At 66.9% G+C, this 25,534-nt stretch carries 24 protein-coding genes; 10 read left to right on the top strand and 14 right to left on the bottom strand.

What is annotated here, in order from left to right:
- Positions 1 to 12 precede the first annotated feature (12 nt).
- The 10 genes from FQV39_RS05495 to FQV39_RS05450 all read right to left on the bottom strand — a co-directional run bounded on the left by FQV39_RS05495 (position 13) and on the right by FQV39_RS05450 (position 10,656).
- Positions 13 to 981 (bottom strand): sugar ABC transporter substrate-binding protein, encoded by a 969-nt coding sequence (locus FQV39_RS05495; protein WP_149129373.1) that lies wholly within the window; start codon positions 979 to 981, stop codon positions 13 to 15.
- A 32-nt stretch (positions 982 to 1,013) separates the two neighbouring features.
- The gene (locus FQV39_RS05490; protein ID WP_149129372.1) at positions 1,014 to 1,988 is read right to left on the bottom strand and encodes an ABC transporter permease; all 975 of its coding nucleotides are present in this window, start codon (positions 1,986 to 1,988) and stop codon (positions 1,014 to 1,016) included.
- Positions 1,985 to 2,938, bottom strand: coding sequence for an ABC transporter permease (locus tag FQV39_RS05485; RefSeq protein WP_149129371.1), 954 nt, complete (start codon positions 2,936 to 2,938; stop codon positions 1,985 to 1,987). The genes FQV39_RS05490 and FQV39_RS05485 overlap by 4 nt, the downstream gene beginning before the upstream one ends.
- The gene (locus FQV39_RS05480; protein WP_248313261.1) at positions 2,931 to 4,487 is read right to left on the bottom strand and encodes a sugar ABC transporter ATP-binding protein; all 1,557 of its coding nucleotides are present in this window, start codon (positions 4,485 to 4,487) and stop codon (positions 2,931 to 2,933) included. Before FQV39_RS05480 ends, FQV39_RS05485 begins: the two co-directional genes overlap by 8 nt.
- Positions 4,484 to 5,905, bottom strand: a complete 1,422-nt coding sequence (locus FQV39_RS05475; protein ID WP_149129370.1) for an FAD-linked oxidase C-terminal domain-containing protein — start codon at positions 5,903 to 5,905, stop codon at positions 4,484 to 4,486. The genes FQV39_RS05480 and FQV39_RS05475 overlap by 4 nt, the downstream gene beginning before the upstream one ends.
- Before the next feature lie 64 nt (positions 5,906 to 5,969).
- Positions 5,970 to 6,857 carry an intradiol ring-cleavage dioxygenase gene (locus FQV39_RS05470; RefSeq protein ID WP_149129369.1) on the bottom strand — a complete coding sequence of 296 codons (888 nt, stop codon included), beginning with the start codon at positions 6,855 to 6,857 and terminating at the stop codon, positions 5,970 to 5,972.
- Positions 6,854 to 7,771, bottom strand: a complete 918-nt coding sequence (locus FQV39_RS05465) for an NAD(P)-dependent oxidoreductase (RefSeq protein WP_149129368.1) — start codon at positions 7,769 to 7,771, stop codon at positions 6,854 to 6,856. Before FQV39_RS05465 ends, FQV39_RS05470 begins: the two co-directional genes overlap by 4 nt.
- A 10-nt stretch (positions 7,772 to 7,781) precedes the next feature.
- Positions 7,782 to 9,146 (bottom strand): amidohydrolase family protein, encoded by a 1,365-nt coding sequence (locus FQV39_RS05460; RefSeq protein WP_149129367.1) that lies wholly within the window; start codon positions 9,144 to 9,146, stop codon positions 7,782 to 7,784.
- A 3-nt stretch (positions 9,147 to 9,149) separates the two neighbouring features.
- Complete coding sequence (locus FQV39_RS05455; protein WP_149129366.1) at positions 9,150 to 10,238, bottom strand: maleylacetate reductase; 1,089 nt, start codon at positions 10,236 to 10,238, stop codon at positions 9,150 to 9,152.
- Positions 10,239 to 10,281: 43 nt separating this feature from the next.
- Positions 10,282 to 10,656 (bottom strand): Dabb family protein, encoded by a 375-nt coding sequence (locus FQV39_RS05450; protein ID WP_149129365.1) that lies wholly within the window; start codon positions 10,654 to 10,656, stop codon positions 10,282 to 10,284.
- A gap of 106 nt (positions 10,657 to 10,762) precedes the next feature.
- On the opposite strand from FQV39_RS05450, the gene FQV39_RS05445 reads away from it, so the two are divergent.
- Positions 10,763 to 11,677, top strand: coding sequence for a LysR family transcriptional regulator (locus FQV39_RS05445; protein WP_149129364.1), 915 nt, complete (start codon positions 10,763 to 10,765; stop codon positions 11,675 to 11,677).
- Between the two features lie 217 nt (positions 11,678 to 11,894).
- On the opposite strand, the gene FQV39_RS05440 is transcribed toward FQV39_RS05445, so the two are convergent.
- The 4 genes from FQV39_RS05440 to FQV39_RS05425 all read right to left on the bottom strand — a co-directional run bounded on the left by FQV39_RS05440 (position 11,895) and on the right by FQV39_RS05425 (position 16,723).
- Positions 11,895 to 12,866, bottom strand: a complete 972-nt coding sequence (locus FQV39_RS05440; protein WP_149129363.1) for a Bug family tripartite tricarboxylate transporter substrate binding protein — start codon at positions 12,864 to 12,866, stop codon at positions 11,895 to 11,897.
- 23 nt (positions 12,867 to 12,889) lie between these two features.
- On the bottom strand, positions 12,890 to 14,398 hold the full coding sequence (locus FQV39_RS05435) for an aldehyde dehydrogenase family protein (protein WP_210251169.1): 1,509 nt from the start codon (positions 14,396 to 14,398) through the stop codon (positions 12,890 to 12,892).
- Between the two features lie 187 nt (positions 14,399 to 14,585).
- Positions 14,586 to 15,683 (bottom strand): LysR family transcriptional regulator, encoded by a 1,098-nt coding sequence (locus FQV39_RS05430; RefSeq protein ID WP_210251168.1) that lies wholly within the window; start codon positions 15,681 to 15,683, stop codon positions 14,586 to 14,588.
- 212 nt (positions 15,684 to 15,895) lie between these two features.
- The gene (locus FQV39_RS05425) at positions 15,896 to 16,723 is read right to left on the bottom strand and encodes an IclR family transcriptional regulator (protein WP_149129362.1); all 828 of its coding nucleotides are present in this window, start codon (positions 16,721 to 16,723) and stop codon (positions 15,896 to 15,898) included.
- 159 nt (positions 16,724 to 16,882) lie between these two features.
- On the opposite strand from FQV39_RS05425, the gene FQV39_RS05420 reads away from it, so the two are divergent.
- The 9 genes from FQV39_RS05420 (at position 16,883) to FQV39_RS05380 (ending at position 25,338) form a co-directional block, all read left to right on the top strand.
- Complete coding sequence (locus FQV39_RS05420; RefSeq protein ID WP_149129361.1) at positions 16,883 to 18,019, top strand: ABC transporter substrate-binding protein; 1,137 nt, start codon at positions 16,883 to 16,885, stop codon at positions 18,017 to 18,019.
- Entirely contained in the window at positions 18,016 to 18,738 is a 723-nt protein-coding gene (locus FQV39_RS05415) for an ABC transporter ATP-binding protein (protein ID WP_149129360.1), read from the top strand. Before FQV39_RS05420 ends, FQV39_RS05415 begins: the two co-directional genes overlap by 4 nt.
- The gene (locus tag FQV39_RS05410) at positions 18,707 to 19,717 is read left to right on the top strand and encodes a branched-chain amino acid ABC transporter permease (protein ID WP_149129359.1); all 1,011 of its coding nucleotides are present in this window, start codon (positions 18,707 to 18,709) and stop codon (positions 19,715 to 19,717) included. The genes FQV39_RS05415 and FQV39_RS05410 overlap by 32 nt, the downstream gene beginning before the upstream one ends.
- Positions 19,714 to 20,487, top strand: coding sequence for an ABC transporter ATP-binding protein (locus FQV39_RS05405; protein WP_149129358.1), 774 nt, complete (start codon positions 19,714 to 19,716; stop codon positions 20,485 to 20,487). Before FQV39_RS05410 ends, FQV39_RS05405 begins: the two co-directional genes overlap by 4 nt.
- Complete coding sequence (locus FQV39_RS05400) at positions 20,480 to 21,355, top strand: branched-chain amino acid ABC transporter permease (RefSeq protein ID WP_149129357.1); 876 nt, start codon at positions 20,480 to 20,482, stop codon at positions 21,353 to 21,355. The genes FQV39_RS05405 and FQV39_RS05400 overlap by 8 nt, the downstream gene beginning before the upstream one ends.
- Before the next feature lie 10 nt (positions 21,356 to 21,365).
- Positions 21,366 to 22,157: an HpcH/HpaI aldolase family protein gene (locus FQV39_RS05395; protein ID WP_149129356.1), complete on the top strand. Its 792-nt coding sequence runs from the start codon at positions 21,366 to 21,368 to the stop codon at positions 22,155 to 22,157.
- Entirely contained in the window at positions 22,154 to 23,011 is an 858-nt protein-coding gene (locus FQV39_RS05390) for a cupin domain-containing protein (RefSeq protein ID WP_149129355.1), read from the top strand. Before FQV39_RS05395 ends, FQV39_RS05390 begins: the two co-directional genes overlap by 4 nt.
- A 78-nt stretch (positions 23,012 to 23,089) precedes the next feature.
- On the top strand, positions 23,090 to 24,037 hold the full coding sequence (locus FQV39_RS05385; protein ID WP_149129354.1) for a DUF6282 family protein: 948 nt from the start codon (positions 23,090 to 23,092) through the stop codon (positions 24,035 to 24,037).
- Between the two features lie 401 nt (positions 24,038 to 24,438).
- The gene (locus tag FQV39_RS05380; protein WP_149129353.1) at positions 24,439 to 25,338 is read left to right on the top strand and encodes a LysR family transcriptional regulator; all 900 of its coding nucleotides are present in this window, start codon (positions 24,439 to 24,441) and stop codon (positions 25,336 to 25,338) included.
- Positions 25,339 to 25,534: the final 196 nt, after the last annotated feature.

The following is a 25,534-nucleotide window of genomic DNA, read 5'->3' as shown; positions in this document are numbered from 1 at the left end:
CGAGGTTCAGTTCTACTTGCTGGCCATCGCCGCCGCTTCGCTCCAGCTCGGGCAGCTGCGCGATTCCAGCGGCGAATCGTAGGGCTGGTAGTTCGAGGCGTTCACCACGGTCGGCTTCAGCACCACCTCGGTCACGGTCGGCTCATTCCGCAAGGACCGGATCGCGACCATGGTGCCGATGCAGCCTTGCAGGAAGCCGTTATAGTCGCCCGAGGCCAGCAGCTTGCCGGATTTGATCGCGTCCACGGCCTCCTGCGTGCCGTTGATGCCGACGACCTTGGCCTTGCGGTTGGCGCCGTCGAGCGCCTCGATCGCGCCGATCGCCATCGCGTCATTGGCGGCGAGCACGCCGTCGATCTGCGGGTGGGACTGCATCAGGTTCTCCATCACCTGCAGGCCCTGCAGGCGCTGGTAGTTGGCCGGCTGGCTGGCGAGGAGCTTGACCTCCTTGGCTTCCTTGATCGCGTCGTTGAAGCCGCGCACCCGGTCGATATTGGTCAGCGAGCCCTTGACGCCTTCGAGGATGACGACATTGCCCTTGCCGCCGATCGACTTCAGCAGGAAGCGCGCCGTCTCCAGGCCGAGGCTGTAGTCATCGGCGCCGACGAAGGCGAGGAACTTGCCGCCGGCGCTGCGGTCGGTGACGTTGACGATCGGGATCTTGGCGTCGTTGATCTGCTCCACGCCGGGCACCATCGCCTTGTAGTCGACGGGCACGAAGACGATGGCGCTGGGCTTCTTGACGATCACGTCCTCGACCTGGCTGAGCTGCTCGGGGATCGAGTCCGGCTTGGTCGGGATATAGTGCACCACCTTGGCGCCGAGCGACTTGGCCGCGACCTCGGCGCCGATCCGCACGGTCTGGAAATAGGGGTTGGTCTGGTTCTTGGTGAAGACCGCGATGGTCTCGCCGGCGGCGAGCGCCGCGGTCGAGATCAGGATGGCGGGCAGCGTGGCGGCCAGAAGCTTCGACTTGGACATGGGTTCCCTCCCTTTGGTTTCTGTTGGTTGGTTCAGGTGCGCCGCCGGCCGACCATGTCGAGCCAGACGGCGAGGATGACGATCAGCCCGGTGACCAGCGGCTGCCAGTTGGCGTTGACGGCGAGCAGGTTCATGCCATTCAGCACCAGCGTCAGGATGAGCGCGCCGATGAAGGTGCCGAACACGCTGCCGACGCCGCCGAACAGCGAGGCGCCGCCGATCAGGGCCGCCGCGATCGCCGGCAGCGTCATCGCCTCGCCGATATCGCCCTCGGCCGAGTTCAGCCGGGCGAGGAAGACGATCGAGGCGACGCCCGCCATGGCGCCGGAGAAGGCGTAGACCAGGATCAGGCGGCGATCGACCGGGATGCCGGTAAGGCGCGCTGCGACCGGGTTGGCGCCGATGGCGTAGATCTGCTGCCCCCAGATCGTGCGCTGGGCGAAGATCGTGCCCGCCAGCAGGAAGACCAGCATCAGATAGACGGGGATCGGCACGCCGAGGAAATAGCCGGAGCCGATCTGCCGGAAGCCGGGCGGGAAGCCGTGAATGGTCTCGCCGGCCATGTAGTAATAGGTGATGCCGTGCAGCACCCAGAGCATGCCGTAGGTGGCGATGAAGGACGGGATGCGCAGCTTCGCCACCATCAGCCCGTTGCAGATGCCGATGGCGAGCCCGGTGGCGAGCCCCGCCAGCGTGCCGAGCGCGGGCGAGCCGGTCGCCTTGATCACGGTCGCGGCGAAGCAGGCGGAGAGGCCGATATTGGCACCGACCGAGAGATCGAGGCCGCCGGTCAGGATCACCAGCGTCAGCCCGGAGGCCAGGAAGAACAGCAGGCTCGCCTGCCTGAGCACGTTGAGGATGTTGTTGGCGGTGAAGAAGGCTTCCGTCGCGAAGCTCAACGCCGCGCATAGCAGCGCGACCGCGAGCAGCCGGTAGGCCAGCTGCTGCACCTCGCGCGAGACATGGAAGCCGGAGGGGCGGGCGGCGGCGTCGCTGGCGAGGCTCATGACCGGGGGCTCCGCAGGCTGTCGATGAGGAGGGCGGCGATGACGAGGGCGCCGATGCAGGCGACCTGCACGGAGGAGGGCACGGCCATCAGGTTGAGGCCATTGCGCAGCACGCCGACCGTGAGCACGCCGAGCAAGGTGCCGAAGAGCCAGCCATTGCCCTTGTCGAAGGAGGTGCCGCCGAGCGCGACCGCCGCGATGGCGTCGAACTCCATGCCGATCGCCGCGGTCGGGTGGCCGGCATTGATGCGCGCGGTCATCAGCAGGGCCGCGACCCCGGCCATCGCGCCCCCGAGCATGTAGACCGCGACGAGCATCCGCTTCCAGGCCACGCCGGCCAGCGTCAGCGCATCGCGATTGCCGCCGAGCGCGCAGACATAGGTGCCGAAGCGGGTGTGGTAGAGCAGGATGTGGAAGAGGGCGTAGAAGCCCGCGCCGATCAGGATCGGCGTCGGGATGCCGAAGGTGTCGCCGGAATAGATCAGCCGCACGAAGCGCGGGATGCCGACGACGCTCTGGCCGTCGCTGACGACGAGCGCGAGCCCCTGCGCCGCGCCAAGCGTGCCGAGCGTGGCAACGAAGGGCGGAATCGACAGCCCGGCGATCAGCCAGCCGTTGACGAGCCCAAAGACCAGCCCGACGGCGAGCGCGCCCAGGAGCGCCAGCACCAGCGACTGTGTCGAGACCACGATCAGCGCGAGCACGAGCGAGGCCAGCGTCAGCACCGCGCCCATCGAGAGGTCGAGCCCCTCGGTCATGATGATCAGGGTCATCGGCAGGGCGAGCAGCAGCAGGATGACCGACTGCACCAGCACGTTGGAGAGGTTGCCGGCGCTGAGGAAGCCGGGGCTCGCCACAGCGAAGAGCAGCGCTAGCCCGGCGAGCGCGACCGCGACACCCGGAACGGCCGGGATGCGCGGCGCGGGAGAGGAGACGGCCTGATCACTCATCGTGCATCCCCATTCTGACGATGTTCTCTTCGGAGAGTTCGGAGCGGGAGAGCTCGCCGACGATGCGCTTGCCGCGCATGACGTAGGCCCGGTCGCAGACATGGACGATCTCGGCCTGCTCGGAGGAGATCATCAGCACCGCCGCGCCATCCGCGACGAGCTGGTCGATCAGCGCGAAGATCTCGGACTTGGCGCCGACATCGATGCCCCGCGTCGGCTCGTCGAAGATGAACAGCCGCGTGCCGGCCGCGAGCCATTTGCCGATCACCACCTTCTGCTGGTTGCCACCGGAGAGCAGCGCAACGCTCTGGTTCGGCGAGGGCGTCGCGATCCGCAGCCGCTTGATCAGCTCCTCGGCCGAGCGCCGCGCCTGGGCGGGCGAGAACAGCTTGTTCGGGAACAGCTTCGGCAGGCCGGCGAGGGCGAGGTTGTCGCTGACCGTACGGATCAGCGCGAGTCCTTCCGTCTTGCGGCTTTCCGGGATGAGCCCGACGCCGGCGAAGGCGGAAACGTCCGGGCCACCGCGCTTGGCCTGGCCGAAGATGCGCACCTCGCCGGCCGTGATCTCGTCGGCGCCGAAGATGGCGCGCGCGACCTCGCTCCGGCCGGAGCCGACGAGGCCGCACAGACCGACGATCTCGCCGGCTCGCACGGTCAGGTCGATGTCGCGGATGCCGTTCTTCGCCGAGAGGCCCTTGACCTCAAGCGCTATCTCACCCGGCTTCTCGGCGAAATTGCGCGGATAGCTCATGTCGACATTGCGGCCGACCATCATGCGCACGAGCTCGTCCGGCGTGGTCTCGCCCGGCTGCGCCCGGCCGACGAGCTTGCCGTCGCGCAGCACGGTGATGCGGTCGCCGAGCGCGAACACCTCCGCCATGCGGTGCGAGATGTAGACGATGGCGACGCCCTTGGCCTGGAGCTGGCGCATCACCTCGAAGAGGCGTTCCGTCTCGCGGTCGGAGAGCGCAGCGGTCGGCTCGTCCATGACGAGAATGCGCGCGTTCTGCGACAGGGCCTTACCGATCTCGACCATCTGCTGCTGGGCGACGCCGAGCGTGTGGATCTTGGTCCTCGGATCGACGTCGAGGCCGATCAGGTCGAGCACGGCCTGCGCCTCGCGATAAAGGCGCCGGCGGTCGACGAGGCCGGGAATGCGCGAGGGAAATTCGCGGCCGAGGAAGATGTTCTGCGCCACGTCGAGATAGGGGACGAGCGAGAACTCCTGGAAGATCACGGCGATGCCGAGCTTGCGGGCATCCGCGGGCGAGCGGATCTCGACCTGCTCGCCCTTGTGGAAGTACTCGCCGGCATCGGCCTGATAGGCGCCGCACAGCACCTTCATCAGGGATGATTTTCCGGCGCCGTTCTCGCCGAGCAGCATGTGCACCTCGCCGGGCCAGACGGCGAAGGAGACGTCGTCGAGCGCCTTTACCCCCGGAAAGGACTTGGCGATGCCCTTGAGCTCGAGGAGCGGCTTGCCCTCGGCCGGGCGGGGCGGCGGGGGCTCCGCCTCGAAGCGGGGCTTGGCTGCGGTCATCGTGTTCATGCTGCGCCTCCCATCGACGGCGAGGAGCGGAAGATCTTGCCGGGGTTCATGATCCCGAGCGGGTCGAGCGCCTGCTTCACGAGGCGCATCGCATCGACGGCCTCGCCCAGTTCCAGCTCGAGGAAATCCATCTTGCCGAGGCCGATGCCGTGCTCGCCGGTGCAGGTGCCGTCCAGCGCGATCGCCCGCCTGACGAGGCGCTCGTTGAAGGCCTTCACCCGCGCGAGGTCCTCGGCGCTGTCGGGGTCGTGCAGGACGAGAAGGTGGAAATTGCCGTCGCCGACATGACCGACGACCGGCGCGACGAGGTCGCTCTCCGCGATGTCGGCGGCGGTGGTGACGAGGCATTCGGCGAGCCGCGAGATCGGCACGCAGACATCGGTGACGAGCGCGCGCGTGCCCGGCCGCAGGGCAAGCCCGGCATAGAGCGTGTTGTCGCGGGCCTGCCAGAGGCGGCTGCGCTCCTCCGGCGAGGTCGCCCAGGCAAAGCCCTGTCCGCCGAAATCGCCGGCCAGCGCCTGCGCGGTCTCGGCCTGCTCGGCGACGTAGCTTTTCGAACCGTGGAATTCGAAGAAGAGGTGCGGCACTTCCGGCAGGCCGAGTTTTGCGTGCAGGTTCATGCCGCGCATCATCACCGCATCGAGCAGCTCGATCCGCGCCACCGGAACGCCCGACTGGATGACGGCGATCGCCGTGTCGACCGCGGCCTTGAGATCGGGAAAGGCGCAGACGGCGGAGGAGATCGCTTCCGGCTGCGGGTGCAGCTTCAGCGTCACCTCGGTGATGACCCCGAGCGTGCCTTCCGCGCCGACGAGCAGGCGGGTCAGGTCGTAGCCGGCGGCGGATTTGCGGGCGCGGCGCGCCGTGCGGATGACGCGGCCATCGGCAAGCACGGCTTCGAGCCCGAGCACATTGTCCTTCATCGTGCCGTAGCGCACCGCCATCGTGCCGGAGGCCCGCGTCGAGGCCATGCCGCCGATCGAGGCGTCGGCGCCAGGGTCGATCGGGAAGAACAGGCCGGTGTCGCGCAATTGCGCGTTGAGCTGCTTGCGGGTGATGCCGGGCTGGACGCGCACATCCATGTCCTCGGGGCTCGTCGCCAGCACCTTGTCCATGCGGGACATGTCGATTGAGACGCCACCCAGCGGGGCCCCGGCATTGCCTTCGAGCGAGGTGCCGGCGCCGAAGGGCACGACCGGCAGCCTCAGCTCGCGGCACAGCATGACGATGTCGCGCACCTCCTCGGTGGTTTCCGGGAAGGCGACGAGGTCGGGCGGGCAGGGCGGGTGGTAGGCCTCGCTGCGGCCGTGATCGGCGAGGATTCCGGCGGCGCGGGTGACGCGGGGCCCGAGTGTCTCGCTCAGCCGCGCCAGCGCCGCTTCCACGGCTCTCCCGTCGGGGGACGGTCTGGTCAACATGGTTTCTCCCTCCGCGATGGCCCGCTGGCCGGGCTCTCTCGATTGCGGTCGATGGTCGGCGCGTTCAGGCCGCGCGGTGCGCAGCCTCCGATGCCGGGTTGAGCTGGAAGTCGTAGGCCAAGTGGCGCCATGGCCGATCGAGCGCCCGGCCGTCAGGGGCGGTGCCGGCCGGCTGCTCCGTGAAGTCGCGAATGAGCGAATCCTTCACGCCGAAGACGGCGTCTGAATCGAGATACTGGTCACCGGCGACGAAGACATGGGTGACGAGCTTTTCGTGACCGGGCGCCTCGATCATGAAGTGGACATGCGCCGGACGCCAGGGATGACGCCCTTGCGCCTCCAGCATCTTCCCGACCGGCCCGTCATGCGGGATCGGATAGGCCGCCGGCTTGATCGACCAGAAGTGGAAGCGGCCCTGCGCGTCGGTGCGGAAGCGCGCCCGGGCGACGAGGTCGGCCGCCTCGTCCGAATGCTGCACGTCGTAATAGCCGTCCTCGTCGGAATGCCAGACATCGACGATCGCGCCGGCGAGCGGGCTGCCGTCGGCCGCCGCGACGGAGCCCGAGACATACATCGGCTCGCCCGGCAGGTTGCCAGAGATGTCGGTGCCCAGGGCGGCCTCCGGCGGGCCCTCGACATAGAAGGGGCCGAGCACTGTGCTTTCGGTGACGGCGCCCTGATGGTCGTGATTGATCGCATCGACCAGCATCGAGACGCCGAGCGTGTCGGAGAGCAGGATGAATTCCTGCCGCGTTCCCGTGCACATCTGGCCGGTATCGGTCAGGAAGGCGATGCCCTTCGCCCATTCCTCCTGCGTCGGGCGGACCTCGCGGATGAAGTCGTGCAGATGGCGGACCAGCGCCTCGCTGATTTGCTTGATGCGCAGGTCGGGAGCGGCGGCGACGCGCTCGAGCACCGCCTGGGTGATGCTGTTCTGGTCGAAGTTCCTCATCCGAGCCTCCCTTCGTTCCTGTCGAGTTCGGGCTCGCCGAGACCGGCGAGCCATTCGGCGAGGCGCACGGTCGAGATGAAATCGGCCTCGCCGTCGCCGCGCCCGATCAGGGCTCCGTAGGTTTCACGCGTCAGCGTCGCCAGCGGCATCGCCATCTCGGCGGCGTGGCCGGCGCCGATGATCAGGTCGAGATCCTTGGCCATCTGCCGGCAGGAGAAGGTCGAGGCAAAGTCGCGCGTCTCCAGGCTCTTGGCCTTGTAGTGAACCATGGGCGAGCCGACGGCGCTGTTGGTCAGCACGTCCAGGATGTCCTGCCAGGCGAGGTTGCCCTTGCGGGCGAGCACGATGCTCTCGCCCATCATCGCGGCGGAAACCGCGATCATCAGGTTGACGGCGAGCTTGGCGAAGCGCGCCTCCTCGGCCTCGCCGAGATATTTCTGGGCGCGGGTGAAGTCCTGCGCGATCGGCAGGAAGGCGTCGAAAGCCGTGCGCGGCCCCGAGACGAAGCAGGTCAGGTTGCCGGTATGCGCGATGGCAGCATTGCCGGAGACGGGAGCGCGCAGATAGGCGACGCCGCGCTGCGCGGCCGCCCGCGCGACCTCGGCCGAGATGGTGGGGCTGACCGTCGAGGTCTCGACCAGGGTCGCGCCCTTGCGCATGGCATCGAAGAGCCCGCCCGAGAGCGCGACGGCGGCGAGCACCTTGTCGTCCGGCAGTGAAGTGAAGACGATATCGCGCCCGGCCGCATCCGAAAGCGTGGCGGCGGGCTTGACCCCGCCTTCCGAGGCTTCGGCGATGCGCTGCTGGTCGCGGTCGAAGCCGGCAATGTCGTGCCCGGCCGCCGCGAGGCGGGTCGCGATGGGCAGCCCCATCTTGCCCAGCCCGATCCAGCCGATGGTTTGCTTGTCCGTCATTCCGTTACCCTCAAGCCGCCCGCTGCCCGCGGCGAAGCTCCTCGACGATCCGCATACCGGAAGCGGCGAGGCGGGCGAGTTTCTCGTCCAGCCCCCCGGCCAGGAGCCTACCGTCCCGCTTCGCAAAACGTCCCGCGATAATCACGGCTTCGATATCGCCGCGCCCGGCCTGCATGATGACGGTGGCGGCGGGGTCGTGCACCGGCTGCAGATGCAGCGCGCGCGTGTCGATCAGCGTGATGTCGGCCTGTTTTCCGGGCGCGAGCGAGCCGATGCGATGGTCAAGGCCCAGCATTCGCGCACCTTCGATGGTGATCCAGGAGAGTGCCTGCCGGACGCGGATCGTCGACGTCGGCGGAATGGCGCCGGTCTCCCGGCGGCTTTCGGCATTGTCGAGCGCGCGTTGCATGCCGAGCGCGATGCGGGCGACACCCATCATGTCGCCGGCGAGGACGGATTCGAGATCGACACCCAGCGACGGCGCGGCCCCACGCGCGAGCAGCCGGCCGGTGATCGGGAAACCGTGGCCCTGTGTCATCTCGTTCTCCGGCGTCACGGAGAAGGAGGCGCCGAGATCGACCAGTTGCCCGAACAGCTCGTCGGGCAAGTCGTTGCCGTGCACGATGTTGATGCCGGGCCCGACCAGTCCCTCTGCGATCAGCCTCTCCCATCCGCCCGGCGTTTTGGCCGCGCCGCCGCCCTGATGCATCGAGGCGATGAGGCCGAATTCGCGCGCAAGACGGAAGTCGGCGCGGGCGACGTCCAGCGTCGCGTAATGCGGGCCGAGGATGGCGAGGCCGAGCGTCAGCAGACTGTCGTCGCTGGCGAAGCGGCCGTGCCGCAGCCGCTCCACCTCGGCGCGCGGATGCGGCACCTCCGAGAAATGCGGCTCGCCGGGCTTCGGGTCGGGCTTGGGCGAGCCGTGGAAGAAGGCGGCGCGGATGCCGCTCTCGGCCAGCGCCTCGACGGCGGCATCCGTGTGGGCGGGGGTGGGGTTGTTGTGGCACCAGTCGACCAGCGTCGCGGTGCCGGCATCGATCTGGCCGAGCGCCCCCATCAAGGTCGCGATGCCGATGTCTTCCGGCTTGAACAGGGTGGCGAGCCCGGCATGGAGCCAGCGGAAATACTCCAGCAGGGTCCAGTCGGCCGCGAGCCCGCGCAGGCCCGTCTGCCAGCTATGCATATGGGCGTTGACGAAGCCCGGCACCGCGATCCGCCCGGTTGCGTCGACCTGTTCGGCATCCCCGGCCTCGATTCGCGGCGCGATGGCGGCGATCTTTCCGTCCGCGATGAGGATGTCGCCGCGGGGCAGATCGCCCGTGGCGGGGTCCATCGAGAGGATGGTGGCGCCCGAAAGGAGGATGCGGCGCGCCATGGCTCAGGCCGCCTCGTCTTCGCTCACGGCGGCGCGAGGCCGCTCGCCGGCGAAGGCGTTGGCGATCAGGTCGCGGATGCCGTCGCGCGTGATCGGGCGCGGATTCCAGTAGGGGTTCTCGACGGCGATGTCCGCCGCCGTCTCGATGCCGCTCTCCGGCATGCCGAGTTCGGCCAGCGACAGCGGCACGCCAAGCGCGCGCACCAGGTCGAACAGGCCCTGCGCAGCGTCGGGCGCACCGAGCGCCCGGCAGATGGCCGCCATCGCCTCCGGCGCAGCTGAGGCGTTGTAGGCGACGGCGTGCGGCAGCACGACGGTGTGTGTCTCGGCATGGGGCAGGTCGAAGCTGCCGCCGAGCGTGTGGCAGAGCTTGTGATGCAGCGCCATCCCGACCGCACCGAGGCAGCAGCCGCAGAGCCAGGCGCCGTAGAGCGCGTTGGAGCGCGCCTCCATGTTCGCCGGCTCATGGACGAGGATCGGCAGGGCCGAGGACAGCGTGCGGATGCCGTCCTCCGCCATCAGGGAGATGATCGGATTGCGGTCCCGGGCATAGAGCGCCTCGACTGCATGGGCCATGGCGTTGACGCCGGACGTCGCCGAGAGCATCGGCGGCAGGCTGACCGTCAAGTCCACATCGTAGATCACCGTCTCCGGCAGCACGTCGAGCGAGCGGATCGTCGTCTTCCGGCCGGCTTCCGTCTGGCCGAGGATCGGCGTCATCTCCGAGCCGGCATAGGTGGTCGGGATGACGACCTGCGGCACGCCGGTGCGCAGCGCCAGCGCCTTGCCGAGCCCGGTGGTGGAACCGCCGCCCAGCGCGACGACGCAATCGGCCCCGGTTTCGCGCAGGGCGACAAGGGCCCGCTCGGTCACCTCGACCGGCGTGTGCATGGTCGCCTCGGTGAAATACCCGGCGAGAGCGGGGCCGAGCAGGGCGCCGAGCCGCTCGCCCGCGCCCGCCTGCTGTGGCGTCGTCAGCACCAGCGCCCGCTTGGCGCCGAGACGCTCCACCTCTGTGGCGACCTCCCTGATCGTGCCGCGCCCGAAGCGGACCCGCGAGGGGAGAGCCTCATAGGTGAAGGTCTCGATCATCGGGCGCTCCTCTGGGAACGGGATTGGGGTGGATGCTTCCGGCTCACTCGCCGGCGACGACTTCGCTGCGACGGTGCGAAGGGCCCCCGGCGAAGGCCATGGCCTCCTCGTCGGCGAGATAGTCGACCTGGAAGCGCGCGATCCGCAGATCGGCGAGCTCCTGCCGGACCCGCAAATGCTCGGGATGGGTGGCGTAGGCTTCCAGCGCGGCGCGATCGGTGAACTCGCTGACCAACACGACATCGCAGGCATAGTCGACGCCACTGACGTCGACACCGATCTCGACATGGGTGAGGCCGTCGATGAGGCCCCTGAGCCCCTCGAAAGCGGACTTCACCTTGGCGCGCGCAGCGATGCGCTCCTGCGGCGTGTCACCGCGCAAGCGCCACATCACGATGTGGCGGACCGGACCTGACATGTGCGTTTCCTCGACCTTGGGTCGTCGTTGTTGGAAAGAGTTAAGACTTGCAGAATTCGGAAATAAAGCAGAGTTTTAGGAACTCTCTTTTGCGGAAATCGGAAATATGGATCGGCTCGCGCAGATCGAGGTTTTCGTGAAGACGGCGGAGCTGCGCAGCCTGTCGCGGGCGGCGGAAGTGCTCGGCATGTCTAACGCCGCCGCCAGCCGCCATCTGGCGGCCTTGGAGGAAAGGCTCGCTGCCCGGCTCGTGGAGCGCAATACGCGTCGCCTCTGGCTGACCGAAGCCGGGCAGGAATTCTATCAACGCAGCGGCGCGCTGCTGAACGATCTCGCGGAGGCAGAGAATGCGGTGAACGCACACACGCTCGCGCCGCAGGGGGTACTGCGCGTCACCAGTTCGCTATCCTTCGCGACGATCTATCTCGCGCCGATGCTGCCGGCCTTCCGCAAGCTCTATCCCAAGCTCAGCGTCCACATCGCCGTCGCCAACCGCTATCTCGACTTTATCGAGGCCGGCATCGACGTTGCTATCCGTACCCGGCTGCACGAGCCCGACACGAATATTGTTGTGCGGCGTCTCGGGCGGATGCGGCGCGTGCTGGCCGCTTCTCCGAGCTATCTGGAAGAGCGCGGCCGGCCCCGGACGCCGGCCGATCTCAGCCAGCACGACATGCTCGTCTACAACCTCGCCGCCGACCCGTTCTCGCTGCGTCTGACAAAGGGGGACGCGGAGCGGGTCGTCCGGATCGGCGCGGCGCTCGACTGCAATGACGGCCAGGTGATCCGCCAGGCAGCCATCGCCGGCCTAGGCATCCTTATCCAGCCTCTCTACATCGTGCAGGACGACATCGACGCCGGGCGTCTGCTTCCCGTCCTGCTCGATTGGCAGCTGCCGATGCTGACCATGAACATCGCCTATCAGAACCGAGAGCGGCTACCGGCGAAGATCCGGGTCTTCAATGATTTCCTCGTTGATTACGTGCGCCGAACATCCAGCCGGGAAATCTGGTCGACATGATTGCTGCTGCGGTCGGATTCGCAGCTTGCCGGGGGGCGGCCTGCCTTACTTGCCGTAGGCGGCACGCCCGGCCACAGCTTTCTTTGACGATGGGGAAGTCCGGAGGACGCGCCGCGCAGGTTGAATAGCCCGATCAGATCCGGCCCCGGAGCTTTCGTCCTTCCCATTCCTTGGAGCAGGAGACTGAGCGCGACTTGTCCCGGTTCCAAATCTTTCGTCACTCAAGTTTCAACTTGCGCTGGTTCACGAGGCGCACCCACTTGTCCTGTTCCGCCCTGAGCGTCTTGGCGAACTGGTCCGGCGTACTCGCGACACCGGTGAGGCCCTGTTCCTGAAGCCGTGCCGAAAGGGCCGGTTCCATCACGATCCTGCGGATTTCCGCGTGCAGCCGCTCGACGATCGGCTGCGGCGTGCCGGCCGGCGCGAGCAGGCCGACCCAGGAGTTGACGGTGAAATCCGGATAGCCGCTTTCCGCCACGGTCGGGGTGTCGGCATAGGCGGAAACCCGTTCCACTCCGGTTTGGGCCAGGGCGCGCAGGGCGCCGGCCTTGACATGCGGATGGGCCAGCGAGGCCGACAGGAACATCATCTGAACCTGGCCGCCGACCAGATCCTGCTGAGCAGGGCCGCCGCCTCGATAGGGAACGTGAGTTATGGTCGAGCCGGTGACCTCCTGAAATAGCTCCGCAGTCAGGTGGTTGCTGGAGCCGACGCCAACAGAGGCGTAATTGAACCGTTCCGGCTGCGCCTTGAGCAGCTCGACGAACGACTTCAGGTCGTTGGCCGGTACGCGCGGATTGACCACCAGGACCAGCGGATTGCTGGCGATCTGCGTGACGGGCTTCAGATCCTTCAACGAGTCGAAGCTCAGCTTCGGATAGACCAGCGGGTAGGTCGCATAGCTGTCGAAGATCATCAGCAGCGTGTGTCCGTCCGGCTCGGAGCGCGCGACCTCGGCCGATCCGATCGTGCCGCCGGCGCCGCCGCGGTTATCGATGACGACGGGCTGCCCGAGCGCCTGCTGCAAAGCGGGCTGCAATTGGCGCGCGACGGTGTCGACCAGGCCTCCCGCGGGGAAGGCGACGATCAGGCGGATCGGCTTGCTCGGCCAGCTCTGCGCCTGCGCGAGCGCAGGCAGCATCATCAACACGGCGCCGGCGGCAGCCAGCCTGATGGCCTTACGGATCATGGGGTTGTTTCCTCCCTGGTGTTTCAGCGCTGAAAATGGGGTGGGATCTCGGCGTCCACGTTCACCCAAACGCTCTTGACCTGCGTGTATTCGTGCATGGCGTCGAAGCCCATCTCACGGCCGTAGCCGCTCTTGCCCACGCCGCCGAAGGGTGAGCCGGGGTTCACCCGCTTGTAGCTGTTGACCCAGACCATCCCGGCATGGAGATCGCGCGCGACCCGATGGGCGCGGCTCAAATTCTGCGTCCACAGACCGCTGCCCAGGCCGTAGTCGGTGCCGTTGGCGATCTGCAGCGCTTCCTCGTCGGTCGCGAAGGTGAGCACCGTGACGAAGGGGCCGAACACCTCTTCCTGCGCGACGCGGTCGCGGAAGGATTTCGCCCGCACCACGGTCGGCTCGACATAGCATCCCCCGGCGAGGACTCCCGCCGGAGCCTTGCCGCCGGCCAGGATCTCGCCGCCCTCTTGCGTCGCGGTGTCGGCATAGGTCAGGACGCGTTCGCGATGCTGCATGCTGGTCAGCGGGCCCATCTCCGTGGTTTCGTCCAGCGGATTCCCGAGCCGGATCGAACGAGCCAGCGGCAGGAACTGGTCGAGGAAGGCATCGGCGATCTTCTCGTGCAGCAACAGGCGTGATCCGGCGATGCAGGCCTGTCCCTGATTGTGGAAGATCCCCCAGGCACTGCCGTTCACGGCCGCCTGCAGGGGCGCGTCCTCGAAGACGATGTTGGGGCCCTTGCCGCCGAGCTCGAGCTGAACCTTCTTCAGGTTGCCGCTGCTGGCCTGGACGATGCGTCGGCCGGTGGCGGTGCTGCCGGTGAAGGCGATCTTGGCGATGCCGGGGTGTTCGGCGATGTATTGCCCCGCCACGCTGCCCAGCCCGGGCAGCATGTTGAAGACGCCGTCGGGCAGGCCGGCCTGCGCCATCAGCTCGGCGATCTTGAGCGAGGTCAGCGGCGTGATCTCGGCCGGCTTCATGACGATGCAATTGCCGGCGGCCAATGCGGGCGCCATCTTCCAGCTGGTGAACATCAGCGGGAAGTTCCACGGCACGATCTGGCCGACGATGCCGACCGGCTCGCGCAAGGTGTAGTTGAGGAAGCCGGGCTCGACCGGGATGGTCTCGCCCTGGAACTTGTCGGCCATCCCGCCGAAATAGCGAAAGCAGGCAGCGGTGCGCGGCACGTCGAGGCGCCTGGAGTCCCGCAGCGGATGGCCGGTGTCGAGCGTTTCCAGCCGGGCGAGATCCTCAGCGTGCTCTTCGATCAGATCGGCGAGTTTGAGCAGGATACGCCCGCGTTCGGCTGCCGCCATGCGGCTCCAGGCCGGGAAGGCGCGCTCGGCGGCGGCGACGGCGGCGTCCACATCTTCCCTGCCAGCGACCGCAACATGCGCGATGACGCTGTTGTCGTGCGGATTGAGCGTCGCGAGGGTTTCGCCGGAGATTGCGTCGGTGAAACGTCCGTCGATAAAGAGCTGGTGCCGAATAGGCGTCGTCAGCCCGAGCTTCGCTTCGAGATCGGCGAGGCTCATGATGCGATGCTCGGTTGCGGGATGGGTGAGCGATTGCCGTGTCCCATGGCTCTCTCGCGACATGACAGCGCCCGTCACAGCCGCTCGATGGCGGTCATGTCGGGATTGGCGAAGAAGGCTTCGCCGGGCAGCTGTGTTGTGGTGACAGGCCGACTTTAGGGCGCATACGCAGCGTTCGGTAGCTGCCTCATGCCGAGCGCATTGTTCGGCGTTTCCGCTCAATCGCCGGGAAATCCTCGGAGAGAGTGGCGCCGCTTTCGTCATGCGGCGTTGCCGACAGGAGGCCTGCATTGATCAGGACCTCGTCCCAGGGCGGCAATCCACCGAAGGCCGAACGGATGTGATCGATGAACAGCTTGAGCTTGAGGGTTTGGCGTGAGGTCACGGCGTAGACCGCGTTCAGGGGGAAAGATGACAGGGAGTGCTGCGGCAGCACCAGCTTCAGTCTGCCGCCTTGGATCTGCTCGCTGGCGAGCAGGGTCGGCAGGCATACGATGCCGCCCTGTTCGAGCGCGTATTCGCAGAGCAGATGAACGCTGTTGGTCAGCAGTGTCGGGGCAAGATCGACGATCTCGGCCTGCCCGTTATGGTGAAACGTCCAACGATCGCGCGTCGGGTAGCCGGAATAGAGGCCCAGCCGGTGGTGATGCAGATCGCGCGGATGCAGCGGCGTGCCATGGGCGTCCAGATATCCCGGCGCGGCGCAGAACACACGCCTAACGAAGAACAATTTCCGGGAGATGAATTCGCCGGATGTCGGCTGGAACATCTGCAGCGCGCAGTCGACACCGGCCTTGATGGGGTCGACGACGGCATCGCTGACCGTCAATTGCATCTGGATCTCGGGGTGAGAGCTTTGGAAATCCCGGAGCAGGGAAGCGAAGCGGCCGAGCACCAGGCCGGTCAACGCATGGATCTTCAGCGTGCCGGCGGTTCCTGCCGGATCGATCCGCATTTCTCCGAGCAGGTCCTTCGCCTGCCTGACCAGTGCCGCGCATTGGGGCAGGAATGACTGTCCGAGCTCGCTGAGCCGCACGGCGCGGGTGCTGCGATGGAGCAGCGGGCCGCCGACATAATCCTCGAGCTGCTTGACCCGGTCCGTTACGACGGAACGGGACACGCGCAGTTGGCGCGCTGCTTCCACGAAGCTGCCGGTTTCCGCAACGCGGACGAAGGTCTCGATGCTCTCAAGTCGATCCATCTTCGCGAGCCTCGAGCGGCAGATTGCAGGGGAAGCGCGAGCCGATTGCACGGCGATATTCACGGGCTCGGAGTGGGTCAGCATGCGCTTTCCCTCCTGATCCTGACGGCGATGGTCCGGTTGGGTGCCTGCCAACCCACACCGTCCGCGTGGCAGCACGCTAACCACCCCGAGAGTCTGCGACAACCGAATGGTGCTTCACGCCGTGCAGCGGCACACTCTCCGCCGAAGCGTCCCGCCCGCGCCTCGCCGATGCTCCCGCGAAGCTGACGCTAGCCGCGCGCGCCACGCCGCCGTCAACGGGAGAGCCGAACGGAAGGAGCTGTCTTTGTTTTCGCTGGGGTCTTGGCGTCGGTCTGCCGGCGATGCCCCGCCCGCCGCGAGATCTGGTCGCAGCAATCAGCCAGTGCCGCCACAGTCGATTCGTCGGGCGTCGCTGGAAGAAACTGGATCGAGCCAACGAGCGCGACCGAGCCGATGATCGCATCGTCACCGTTGAAGATCGGACCGGCGACCGCGTTGATGCCCAGCAGCACCTCCTCCGGAGCCGAGGCGTAGCCGTCCTTCGTGATCCGCGACAATTCGGCGTCGAGCGCGTCCCTGTCGTGAATCGTCTTGGCCGTCAGCGGCGTGATCTTCTGCGCCAGGATGCGCTCCTGGAACGGCCTGGAGGAATAGGCCAGCAGGACACGGCCTTGCGCCGAGGTCGCGAACGGAAGCTCGCTGCCCGAGCGTACGCCGATCTCGATCGGCGACGTGCTCGGGAGTGTCAGGTTCACCAGCGCGCCGCGCGGTGTCAGCGCCGAGAGCACGACGGTCTGCCCTGTCCTGTCGCGCAGCTCGCGCATCGGCCCTTCGGCGATCTGCTTGAGATCGATTTCGGGCGCCACATTGGCGAGCACCCGGCTTTTCGGCCCCACGCAATACCGGGCGGTCTTGGCGTTCTGGCTGAGATAGCCGCGATCGACCAGGGTCAGAAGGTGGCGGTGCACCGACCCCTTCGTCAGCCCGAGGCGCTCCGCGATCTGCGTGACGCCCAGTTCCTCATGCGCGAAAGCCACCGTCTCCAGCACGTCGAGCGCCACCTGAACCGACCGGACGCCGCCGTCGCTAGCCTCTGTCATGACCTGATCCTGTTCGCGAGGGTGAAACGCTGGATGTGCAGGATAGGCCTGCCATAGGCCGTTTTCTAGCAAGATTCTCGATTGACATCAGAAATTCGAGGATGCTAGCGTGGAACAAAGTTTCGCTGTCGCGAACAAAACAATCAGAGGGAACGCCGCATGAAACCTGCACGTCTCGCAGCATTGTCCATTCTGTCGCTGGCTCTGCCGGCATTGCCCGCCATGGCTCAGGAGCCGTTCAAGATCGGCGTTTCGGTAGGTCTGAGCGGCTATGCGGCGGCGGTCGATCGTGGCTGGCGCGACGGGCTCGAAATCGCCGCGGCCCATATCAACGGCAAGGGCGGCGTGCTTGGCCGCAAGATCGAACTCGTCGTCGAGGACAACAAGTCGGAGCCGCAGGAGGCGGTGACGATCTATCGAAAGATGATCGGCTCCGACAAGGTCGGCATGTTCATCAGCGGTTGCGTCTCAGCCGGCAACTTCGCGGCCGCGCCCTTCTATGCCCGGGCCAAGATCCCGGCGATGCTGTGCTCGATCCTGCCGCCGCAGCCGGAGCAGGTGGCGTGGTCCTTCAGCTTCCTGCCGCCGCCGCGTTTCGAGGTCGAGAAGCGCTACGGCTACCTCAAGGACAAGACCCAGATCAGGACCGTCGGCATCCTGCATGACCCGACGCCCTACGCCAATCTCCAGAAGGACATTGCGGTCAAGGAGGCGGCGGGCTTCGGAATTCAGGTGCCGGCCGTCGAGGAGTACCGGCAGGACGACGCCGACCTCAGCAACCAGATTTCGAAGACCGCCTCGGCTGGCGGCAAGGCGATCATCAAGATCGGGCTCGGCGGCTCGACCCTGACGGCGGCCAAGAACATCAAGCAGCTCGGGCAGGACACGCTGCTGATGGGCAGCATCGACGATCTGGCGGTCTGGAAGCCGGCCGGAGAAGTTCTCGGTCCGCAGTTCCTCTTCGTCGCTTCGCCGGCTCAAGTTTATGACAGCCTGCCGGAAGGTTCGCTCAAGCAGGAGATCGCCCGGTTCCTGCCGCTCTGGCGGGCCAAGCATGGCGATCGCGATCCGATGTGGGCCGGGAAGGGCTGGGACGCGCTGATGTTCGCGGTCGCCGCGATCGAGAAGGCGCAGAGCTTCGACGGCGCAAAGATCCGCGATGCGGCCGAAAACGTGCCCGCCTTCCAGGGGACGGGCGGCATCTACAAATTCTCGCAGACGCTGCATCAGGGGATCACGGAAAACCCGTTCTTCATCGGGACGATCGTGAACGGCCGCGCCCAGGTGCTGCCGTGAGCGCAGCGGTTCAGGCGCCTCTGCTGGAGGTGCGCAAGCTGTCGGCGCGCTATGGCGAGGTCGTCGCCCTGCGCTTGGCGGATCTCGATGTCCGGGACGGCGAACTCGTCGCCGTCCTCGGCCCCAACGGCGCCGGCAAGTCGACGCTGATGCGCTCGATCATGGGGCTGGCCCAGGCGACCGGCAGCGTGCGCTTCCAGGGCAAGGCCCTGTCCTCCGGCACGGCCGCCGTCGCGGCGGCCGGTATCGCCCTGGTTCCCGAAGGGCGCGGCATCTTCGGGCCGATGAGCGTCGCCGAGAACCTCCAGCTCGGCGCCTATATGATCGGTGGGCGCGGCCCGGATTACGAGCGCCGTCTCGACCGCGTTTTGACCCTGTTCCCGCGCCTCAAGGAGCGCATGGATCAGGTCGCCGGCTCGATGTCGGGTGGCGAGCAGCAGATGCTCGCCGTGGCGCGGGCCCTGATGGCCGAGCCCCGGCTGATCCTGCTCGACGAGCCCTCCCTCGGCCTGGCGCCCAAGGTGACGGCCGAGATCCTGGAAACCCTCGCCGCGCTCAATCGCGAAGGGCTCTCCATCCTCCTCGTCGAGCAGAAGGCGCCGCTCGCCCTCAAGCTCGCCTCGCGCGTCTACGTCGTGTCGAACGGGCGCGTTTCCACCCAGATCGATCCGCGAGAGATCAAGTCCCATGACGACCTCGCCCAATACTACTTCCACTGATCTCGGCGCCGCCTTGCGGCACCTGCTCCTGGCGCTCGCGGCCAGCCTCGTCGGCTATGCGGTCTATGACGGCGGCTATCTGATCACCGTGGTCGGCTTCAGCCTGATCTACACGGTGTTCGTGACCGGCCTGAACGTCTTCATGGGCTATGCCGGGCAGACCTCGTTCGGCCAGAACGCCTTCGCCGCCATTGGTGCCTATGCCTCGGCCGTGCTGACCGCGACCTATGGCTGGCCTCCGCTCGCGGCGGTCGCGGCCGGTCTGGCGGGTTCGGTGGTCTGCGCCGCCCTGGTCGGCTTCCCGACGCTGCGTCTGAAGGGCCACTACCTGGCCATGGCGACGCTCGCCATCGGCCTGATCGTCTACGAGGCGATCGTGCAGTGGCGTTCGCTCACCAACGGCTACATGGGCATCTCCGGGATTCCGCCGATCGGGATCGGCTCCTATGAGATCGCCAGCGAGCGCGGTCAGCTCCTCTTCCTCGCCATCGTCGCGGCGCTCGGCGTGTTCGCCTCCTGGCTGCTGCGGAACTCGCGCTTCGGCCGGGCGCTCGTCGCGTTGTCGGGCTCCGAGGAAGCTGCCCGGGCGCTGGGCATCAATGTCCGGCGCTACAAGCTTGCGGCCTTCGTGATCTCGGCGGTCTACGCCTCGCTCGCCGGCTCGCTCTTCGTGCATTTCGTCGGCTTCGTCAGCCCCGAGATCGTCGGCATGCACATGGTGATCCTCGCCTTCACCATGCTCTATATCGGCGGCATCGGCACCACCATCGGCCCGCTCGTCGGCGCCATCGTCATCAGCCTGCTGCCCGAGACGTTCCGGACGCTCAAGGACTATCAGGACCTGATCTACGGCGTGGCGCTGATCGTCATCCTGATCTACGCGCCCGGCGGTATCGCCTCGCTCGGCGCGGCCCTGCGCCTGCCGCGCCCCGCCGGCAAGCCGGCCCCGGCCAACAAGGCGGGAGCGACCGCGTCATGAGCATTCTGCGCGTGGAAGGCCTGACGCGGCGCTTCGGCGGCCTCGTCGCCAACAACGACATCTCCTTCGCGATCCCGGCGGGAGGCATCTCGGCGGTCATCGGCCCGAACGGCGCCGGCAAGACGACGCTGTTCAACATGATCTCGGGGTTCATTCCCCCGACATCCGGCCGCGTTTTCTTCCGCGACGAGCTGATCACGGGGTGCGAGCCCGAGGACATCGCCGGACGCGGGCTGATCCGCACCTTCCAGCTCACGCAGCTCTTCCAGGCGCTCACGGTGCTGGAGAATGTGAAGGTCGGCTGCCATGTCCGCACGAAGGCCGGCATCCTGGCGGCGCTCCTGCGCCCGGGCTGGGCGCGGCGTGAGGAGGCGGAGACCGAGCGCAAGGCACATGAGCTTCTGGTGCTGGTGAGCCTCGACGGATTGGCCGGCGTCAAGGCCGCTGTCCTGCCCTATGGGCAGCAGCGGCTGCTCGAGATCGCCCGCGCGATGGCGGCCGAACCTCAACTCCTTCTCCTCGACGAACCGGCGGCGGGCCTCAACCACGACGAGACCGAACGTCTGGCCGGCGTGATCCGCAAGATCGCGGAGACGGGCACCACGGTGCTCCTGATCGAGCATGACATGCGGCTGGTGATGAACACGGCCGACCACATCGTTGTGATCAATTTCGGCAGCAAGATCGCCGAAGGAACACCCTCCGAAATCCAGGCCAACCCCCAGGTCGTCGAGGCTTATCTCGGCGGAGTGGAGCTGCTCCATGATTGATTTCGCCTTCCTGGGTCAGACCATCCTGAACGGCCTGTCGGTCGGCTGCATCTACGGGCTGATCGGCATCGGCTTCTGCGTGATCTACAACGCCAGCGGCATCGTGAACTTCGCCCAGGGCGCCTTCGTGATGCTCGGCGGCATGCTGACCTATGTGCTCGGCACCTATCACGTGCCGCTGCTGCCGGCCGCAGTGATCGCGATCCTGATCGTCGGCCTCATCGGCGTCGTGATCGAGCGCGTCGTGGTCCGGCCGCTCTGGGACCGCAACGCCGCGATGTTCGTGATGATCCTGGCGACGCTCGCGGTGCAGATCGTGATCGAGCGCGCGACGCTGATCGCCTGGGGCGATCAGCCGAAGAGCCTGCCGGTGTTCACCGACTATCCGCCGATCCGGGTGGCAGGCGTCGCGATCGGCTACCAGACGCTGTGGATCTTCGGCACCTCGCTGGTCCTGATCGCGCTGCTCGCCTTGTTCTTCAAGCGCACGCTGGTCGGGCGCGCCATGCGGGCCTGCGCCATCAACCGCGACGCGGCGGCGCTGCAGGGCATCGTCGTGCCGCGCATGCTTGCCTTGTCCTTCGGCCTGAGCGCGGGCCTGGGAGCGATCGCCGGCATCCTGGTGACGCCGACGCAATACACCGCCTTCAATGTCGGCACGCCCTTCGCCATCACCGGCTTCATCGCGGCCATCGTCGGCGGTTTCGGGCGGCCCTTCGGCGCCTTCCTTGGTGGTCTGACGCTGGGGCTGGCCCAGGCGCTCGCGGTCTTCGCCCTCGGCTCCGGCCTCAAGAACGCCGCGGCCCTCTCCGTGCTGCTGGTCTTCCTGTTCTTCCGGCCGTCCGGAATCCTCGGATCGGCCAAATAGGATGTCGCCCATGACCAAGCCCGATCCCGCCGCGTTCCGCAGGCGGCTCGCCGCCGGCGAGTTCCTGAGCGGCAGCTTCGTCAAGACCCCCTCCGGCCATGCCACCGAAATCCTCGGCGATCTCGGCTTCGACTTCGTGGTCATCGACGAGGAGCATGCGCCCTTCGACCGGCGCGCCATCGACGAGGCGCTGGTGGCGGCTCGCGCGGCCGGCATCGCCGGGCTGGTGCGGGTCGCATCCGGCACCGCATCGAACTTCCTTTCGGTGCTCGACAGCGGCGCCACCGGCGTGCTCGTGCCGCATGTCACCAGCGTCGAGCGGGCGCGTGAGGCCGCGGCCGCCTGTCGCTACCGCAACGGCTCGCGGGGCTTCTCCAATTCGCCGCGCGCCGGCCGCTATGGCGGGCTCAGCCTCGCCCAGCATATCGAGCAGGCCGACGCCGCGACGACGGTGATCGCCCAGATCGAAGACCCCGAAGCGCTCGCGGTGGTCGAGGAGATTGCGCGCGTCGATGGCATTGATGCCCTGTTCGTCGGCCGCGGCGATCTGGCCGTGGCGATGGGCGAAGCCTCTCCCGAAGCGGCGCCGGTGCGCAAGGCTGCCGAAACGGTGGCGCGCGCGGCCCGCGCCGTCGGCAAGCCTGTCCTGTTCTTCGTCGGCAGCCTCGCTGACGCGACCGCGATGCGCGGCATCGGCGGTAGCGGCTTCGTCTACGCATCCGACCAGGGCCTCATGCGGCAGGCCGCCGCGAAGGCCCTCGCAGACCTCAAGACACTCGCCCCGGAGGCGATACGCCTATGACCATCGCACGCCGCAAGGCCACGCATGCCAGGCATTTCAGCGAGCCGCCGCAGCGCATCGACGCCGACGGCAGCCGGCACTGGATCACGCGCGCCGCGAACTTCGTCGCCATGGTGTCGGAGACGAAGCCGGGAGCTGTGCTGGAGCGGACCAACAACCCTGACGAATACATGGCCTTCGTCGTCTCGGGAGCCGCTTCCGCGACTGCAGGAACAGAGGGGAGGGATGTCGCGTCGGAAACGCTGCTGATTATGCCGCCCGGTGAAAGCCGGATCGTCATGCGCGAGGACGGCATGATCGTCCGCATCTTCTCCAGCAAGGTGCAGGACATCCTGGCGGCGTCGGTGAACGCGGCGACCTATGCCGATGGCGCCCCGGAAGTGGCGCCCATCGTCCCCTGGCCGGACCCGGCTGGCGGCTTCGGCATCCGCGTTTATCGCCTCGCCGATTTCGCCAGCCCCGATCCGAGCCCGCTCAAGATGCGGGTGTTTCGCTCGACGAACCTGATGATCAACATCTTCGAGCCCTGGCAGCAGCGGCGCGACCCCACAAAGCTCAGCCCGCATTGGCACGATGATTTCGAGCAGATGTCGCTCGGCGTGAAGGGCACGTTCCGCCACCACCTGCGCTATCCCTGGGGTCCCGACCTGACCCAATGGGAGGAGGATGAGCACGTCACCTATGAGGCGAGCCCATCGATCCTCGTCATCCCGGCCGGCGTCATCCACACGACGCAGGATATCGGCGAGGGCGTGACCTGGCTGGTCGACATCTTCGGCCCGCCGCGCGTCGATTTCTCCTCCAAGCCCGGCTTCGTGCTCAACGCGGGCGATTACCCGATGCAGCAGGGCTGACGCGTTTCCGTCGGGCGCGATGGCGCCCGGCAGGCTTGCCCGACGGCAGTCCACGGCTCAGCAAGGAAGGTGACGACCATGAACTCCCAGGCGCCTCTCGGCATGGAAGCCCGGATCGATGCGATTTTGGTCGGCGCGATCGACCCTCATGTTCATTCCGGCCCGTCGATCGCACCGCGGGCGGTCGATCATCTCGAGCTGGCGCAGCAGGTGTCGGCGGCTGGTTTCGCCGCGGTGATCACCAAGGACCATGACTATAGCGGCGTCATGACCGCTGGGCTGATCGCGCGTCATCATCCGGATCTGCCGACCAGGGTCTATTCCGGCATCACGCTCAACAACGTCGTCGGCGGCCTCAATCCCTATGCGGTCGAGCACACGGCGGCCATGGGCGGCAAGGTCGTGTTCATGCCGACGCTGGCGGCCGAGAACCATCTGCGCTGGGAGAAGCAGGCGAGCTGGTCGCACCCGGCCTCGACCCAGAAGATGCGCGCCGCGACACCGGTTCCCGTGCTGGACTCCACCGGAGCAGTGCTCGACGCCGCGAAGGAGGTGCTCGACATTGTCGCGAAGAACGACATGGCGCTCGCCAGCGGCCATCTGCATGTGACGGAAGCCTGGAAGATCTTCGAGGAGGCGCAGAAGCGGGGTGTGAAGCGGCTGATCTTCACCCATCCGGAGGAAATCGTCGGCGCGAGCCTCAACGACGTGAAGGGCATCGCCGCCATGGGCGCCTTCGTCGAGCACTCGCTGTGCATGTTCCTGGAGGGATCGAAGTTCAAGGTCGCCGGCCCCGAGGAGATGCGCCAGCATATCGCGGCGGCGGGCGTCGGGCAGACGATCCTGTGCTCGGATCTCGGACAGCCTGGCGTCTTCAGCCCTCTGGAGGGTTTCCGGCGCGGTGTCAGGATGTGCCTGGAGCTCGGCTTCTCCGATGCCGAAGTCCACGACATGGTCTCGACGAACACGGCGCGGGCCTTCGGTCTGGAAGCCGATGTCGACCGCGTGAAAAGTGGCGGGGTCTGATACGAACAGCGTCGGCCGTCCCTCTCGGGCGGCCACGCAGCAAGATGCGTACTCTGATGGGCGGACTTTTCGCGGGGCCTATCTGCCGGCGTTCTGCTAAGCGCCGGCGACGACGACGCAGAGAACGACGATGCCGGCCAAGGCAGTCATCGTGACCGGGTAGTTCGTGCAAGCCCGTCCGACAGCAGCAGAGATCGCTTGATAGGTCATGGCCGCCTTCCCCTTTTTCTGCCGACGGTCCCGACCCAACAGCGTGCGGTCCTGAGCCGGCATCCGGCACGATCTTCTTCTCGAAGGGTTGACCATCGGATCGCTCGTTCGAGGGGTAGCCGAACGAAGCAAACGGAAAAATGCGGTCGCCGGCATATGATCGATACAGCTAGCGTAATAGTGGGGTCGGCATGGATCTGATCTACGCCATGCGAACCTTCGTTGCCGTCATTGACGGCGGCAGCTTTACCGCTGCCGCCGAGCGTCTCGACACCTCCGGCGCTGCTGTGTCCCGGCAGGTGGCGGCGCTCGAGGATCATCTCGGCGCGCGGCTGCTGCATCGCACCACGCGTCGTCTCTCGGTCTCCGAACCCGGGCAGGTGTTGTATGAGCGTGCGTTGCAGATTCTTGGCGATGTGGCCGATACCGAAGCCATGGTCGGGCAGCACAGCGCCATGCCGTCCGGCGTCCTGCGCATCAGTGCGCCACTGTCCTTCGGCATCGGTGAACTGGCTGGGGTCTTGCCCGGCTTCCGGGAGCGCTATCCCAATCTGCGGCTCGATATCGACCTGACCGACCGGATCGTCGACCTCGCTCATGAAGGCATGGATGTCGCCCTGAGGATCGTTCGTCCGCTGAACCAGAGCCTGATCGCCCGCAGGATCGCAGCGATCGAGATGATGGTCTGCGCTGCCCCGTCCTATCTGGAAAGGCGCGGGATGCCGCAAGCTCCTGCGGACCTCGAGCATCATGAGGTGCTGAGCTATTCCTACCTGTCCTGCGGCGACAACTGGACGTTCCGGGACGCCGGGGGCGCCGAGGTCACCGTGCGCGTGCGCCCATGGGTGCATGCGACCAATGGCGACCTGCTGCGCGAACTGGCGATCGCCGGTTGCGGAATCATCATCCAGCCCGACTTCATCGTCGCCCGGGACATTGCGGCCGGCAGGTTGACGCCCTTGCTGCAGGGCTGGCGGATGGATGATTTCCACCTCTACGCCGTCTATCTCAGCCGCAAGTTCCTCTCGCCCAAGGTTCGCCTGTTCATCGACTATCTCGCGGAAACCATCGGAAAGGCGCGCGGACAGTAGCGCGCGCCGCGGAAGGCAGGTTGGACCGCACGTAGAGGGCGGGAGCGTTCAAGGGGGCAGTCGATCCCCAGCGACCAGAAAGCCATAAGCTAAGAGCTTGGTTCAGCGGGACTAAACTCCTGTATGATTTCGCTCGACGCGAAATCGGCGGAGTTATCTGCAGACGACATCCTTCGCTGTTTGGATCGGAATGCAG

Origin of the sequence: Bosea sp. F3-2 (assembly GCF_008253865.1) — a bacterium.
Taxonomy (GTDB): domain Bacteria; phylum Pseudomonadota; class Alphaproteobacteria; order Rhizobiales; family Beijerinckiaceae; genus Allobosea.
The sequence above is the reverse complement of the archived record's forward strand: the minus strand, read 5'-3'. Positions and strand labels throughout refer to the sequence as shown.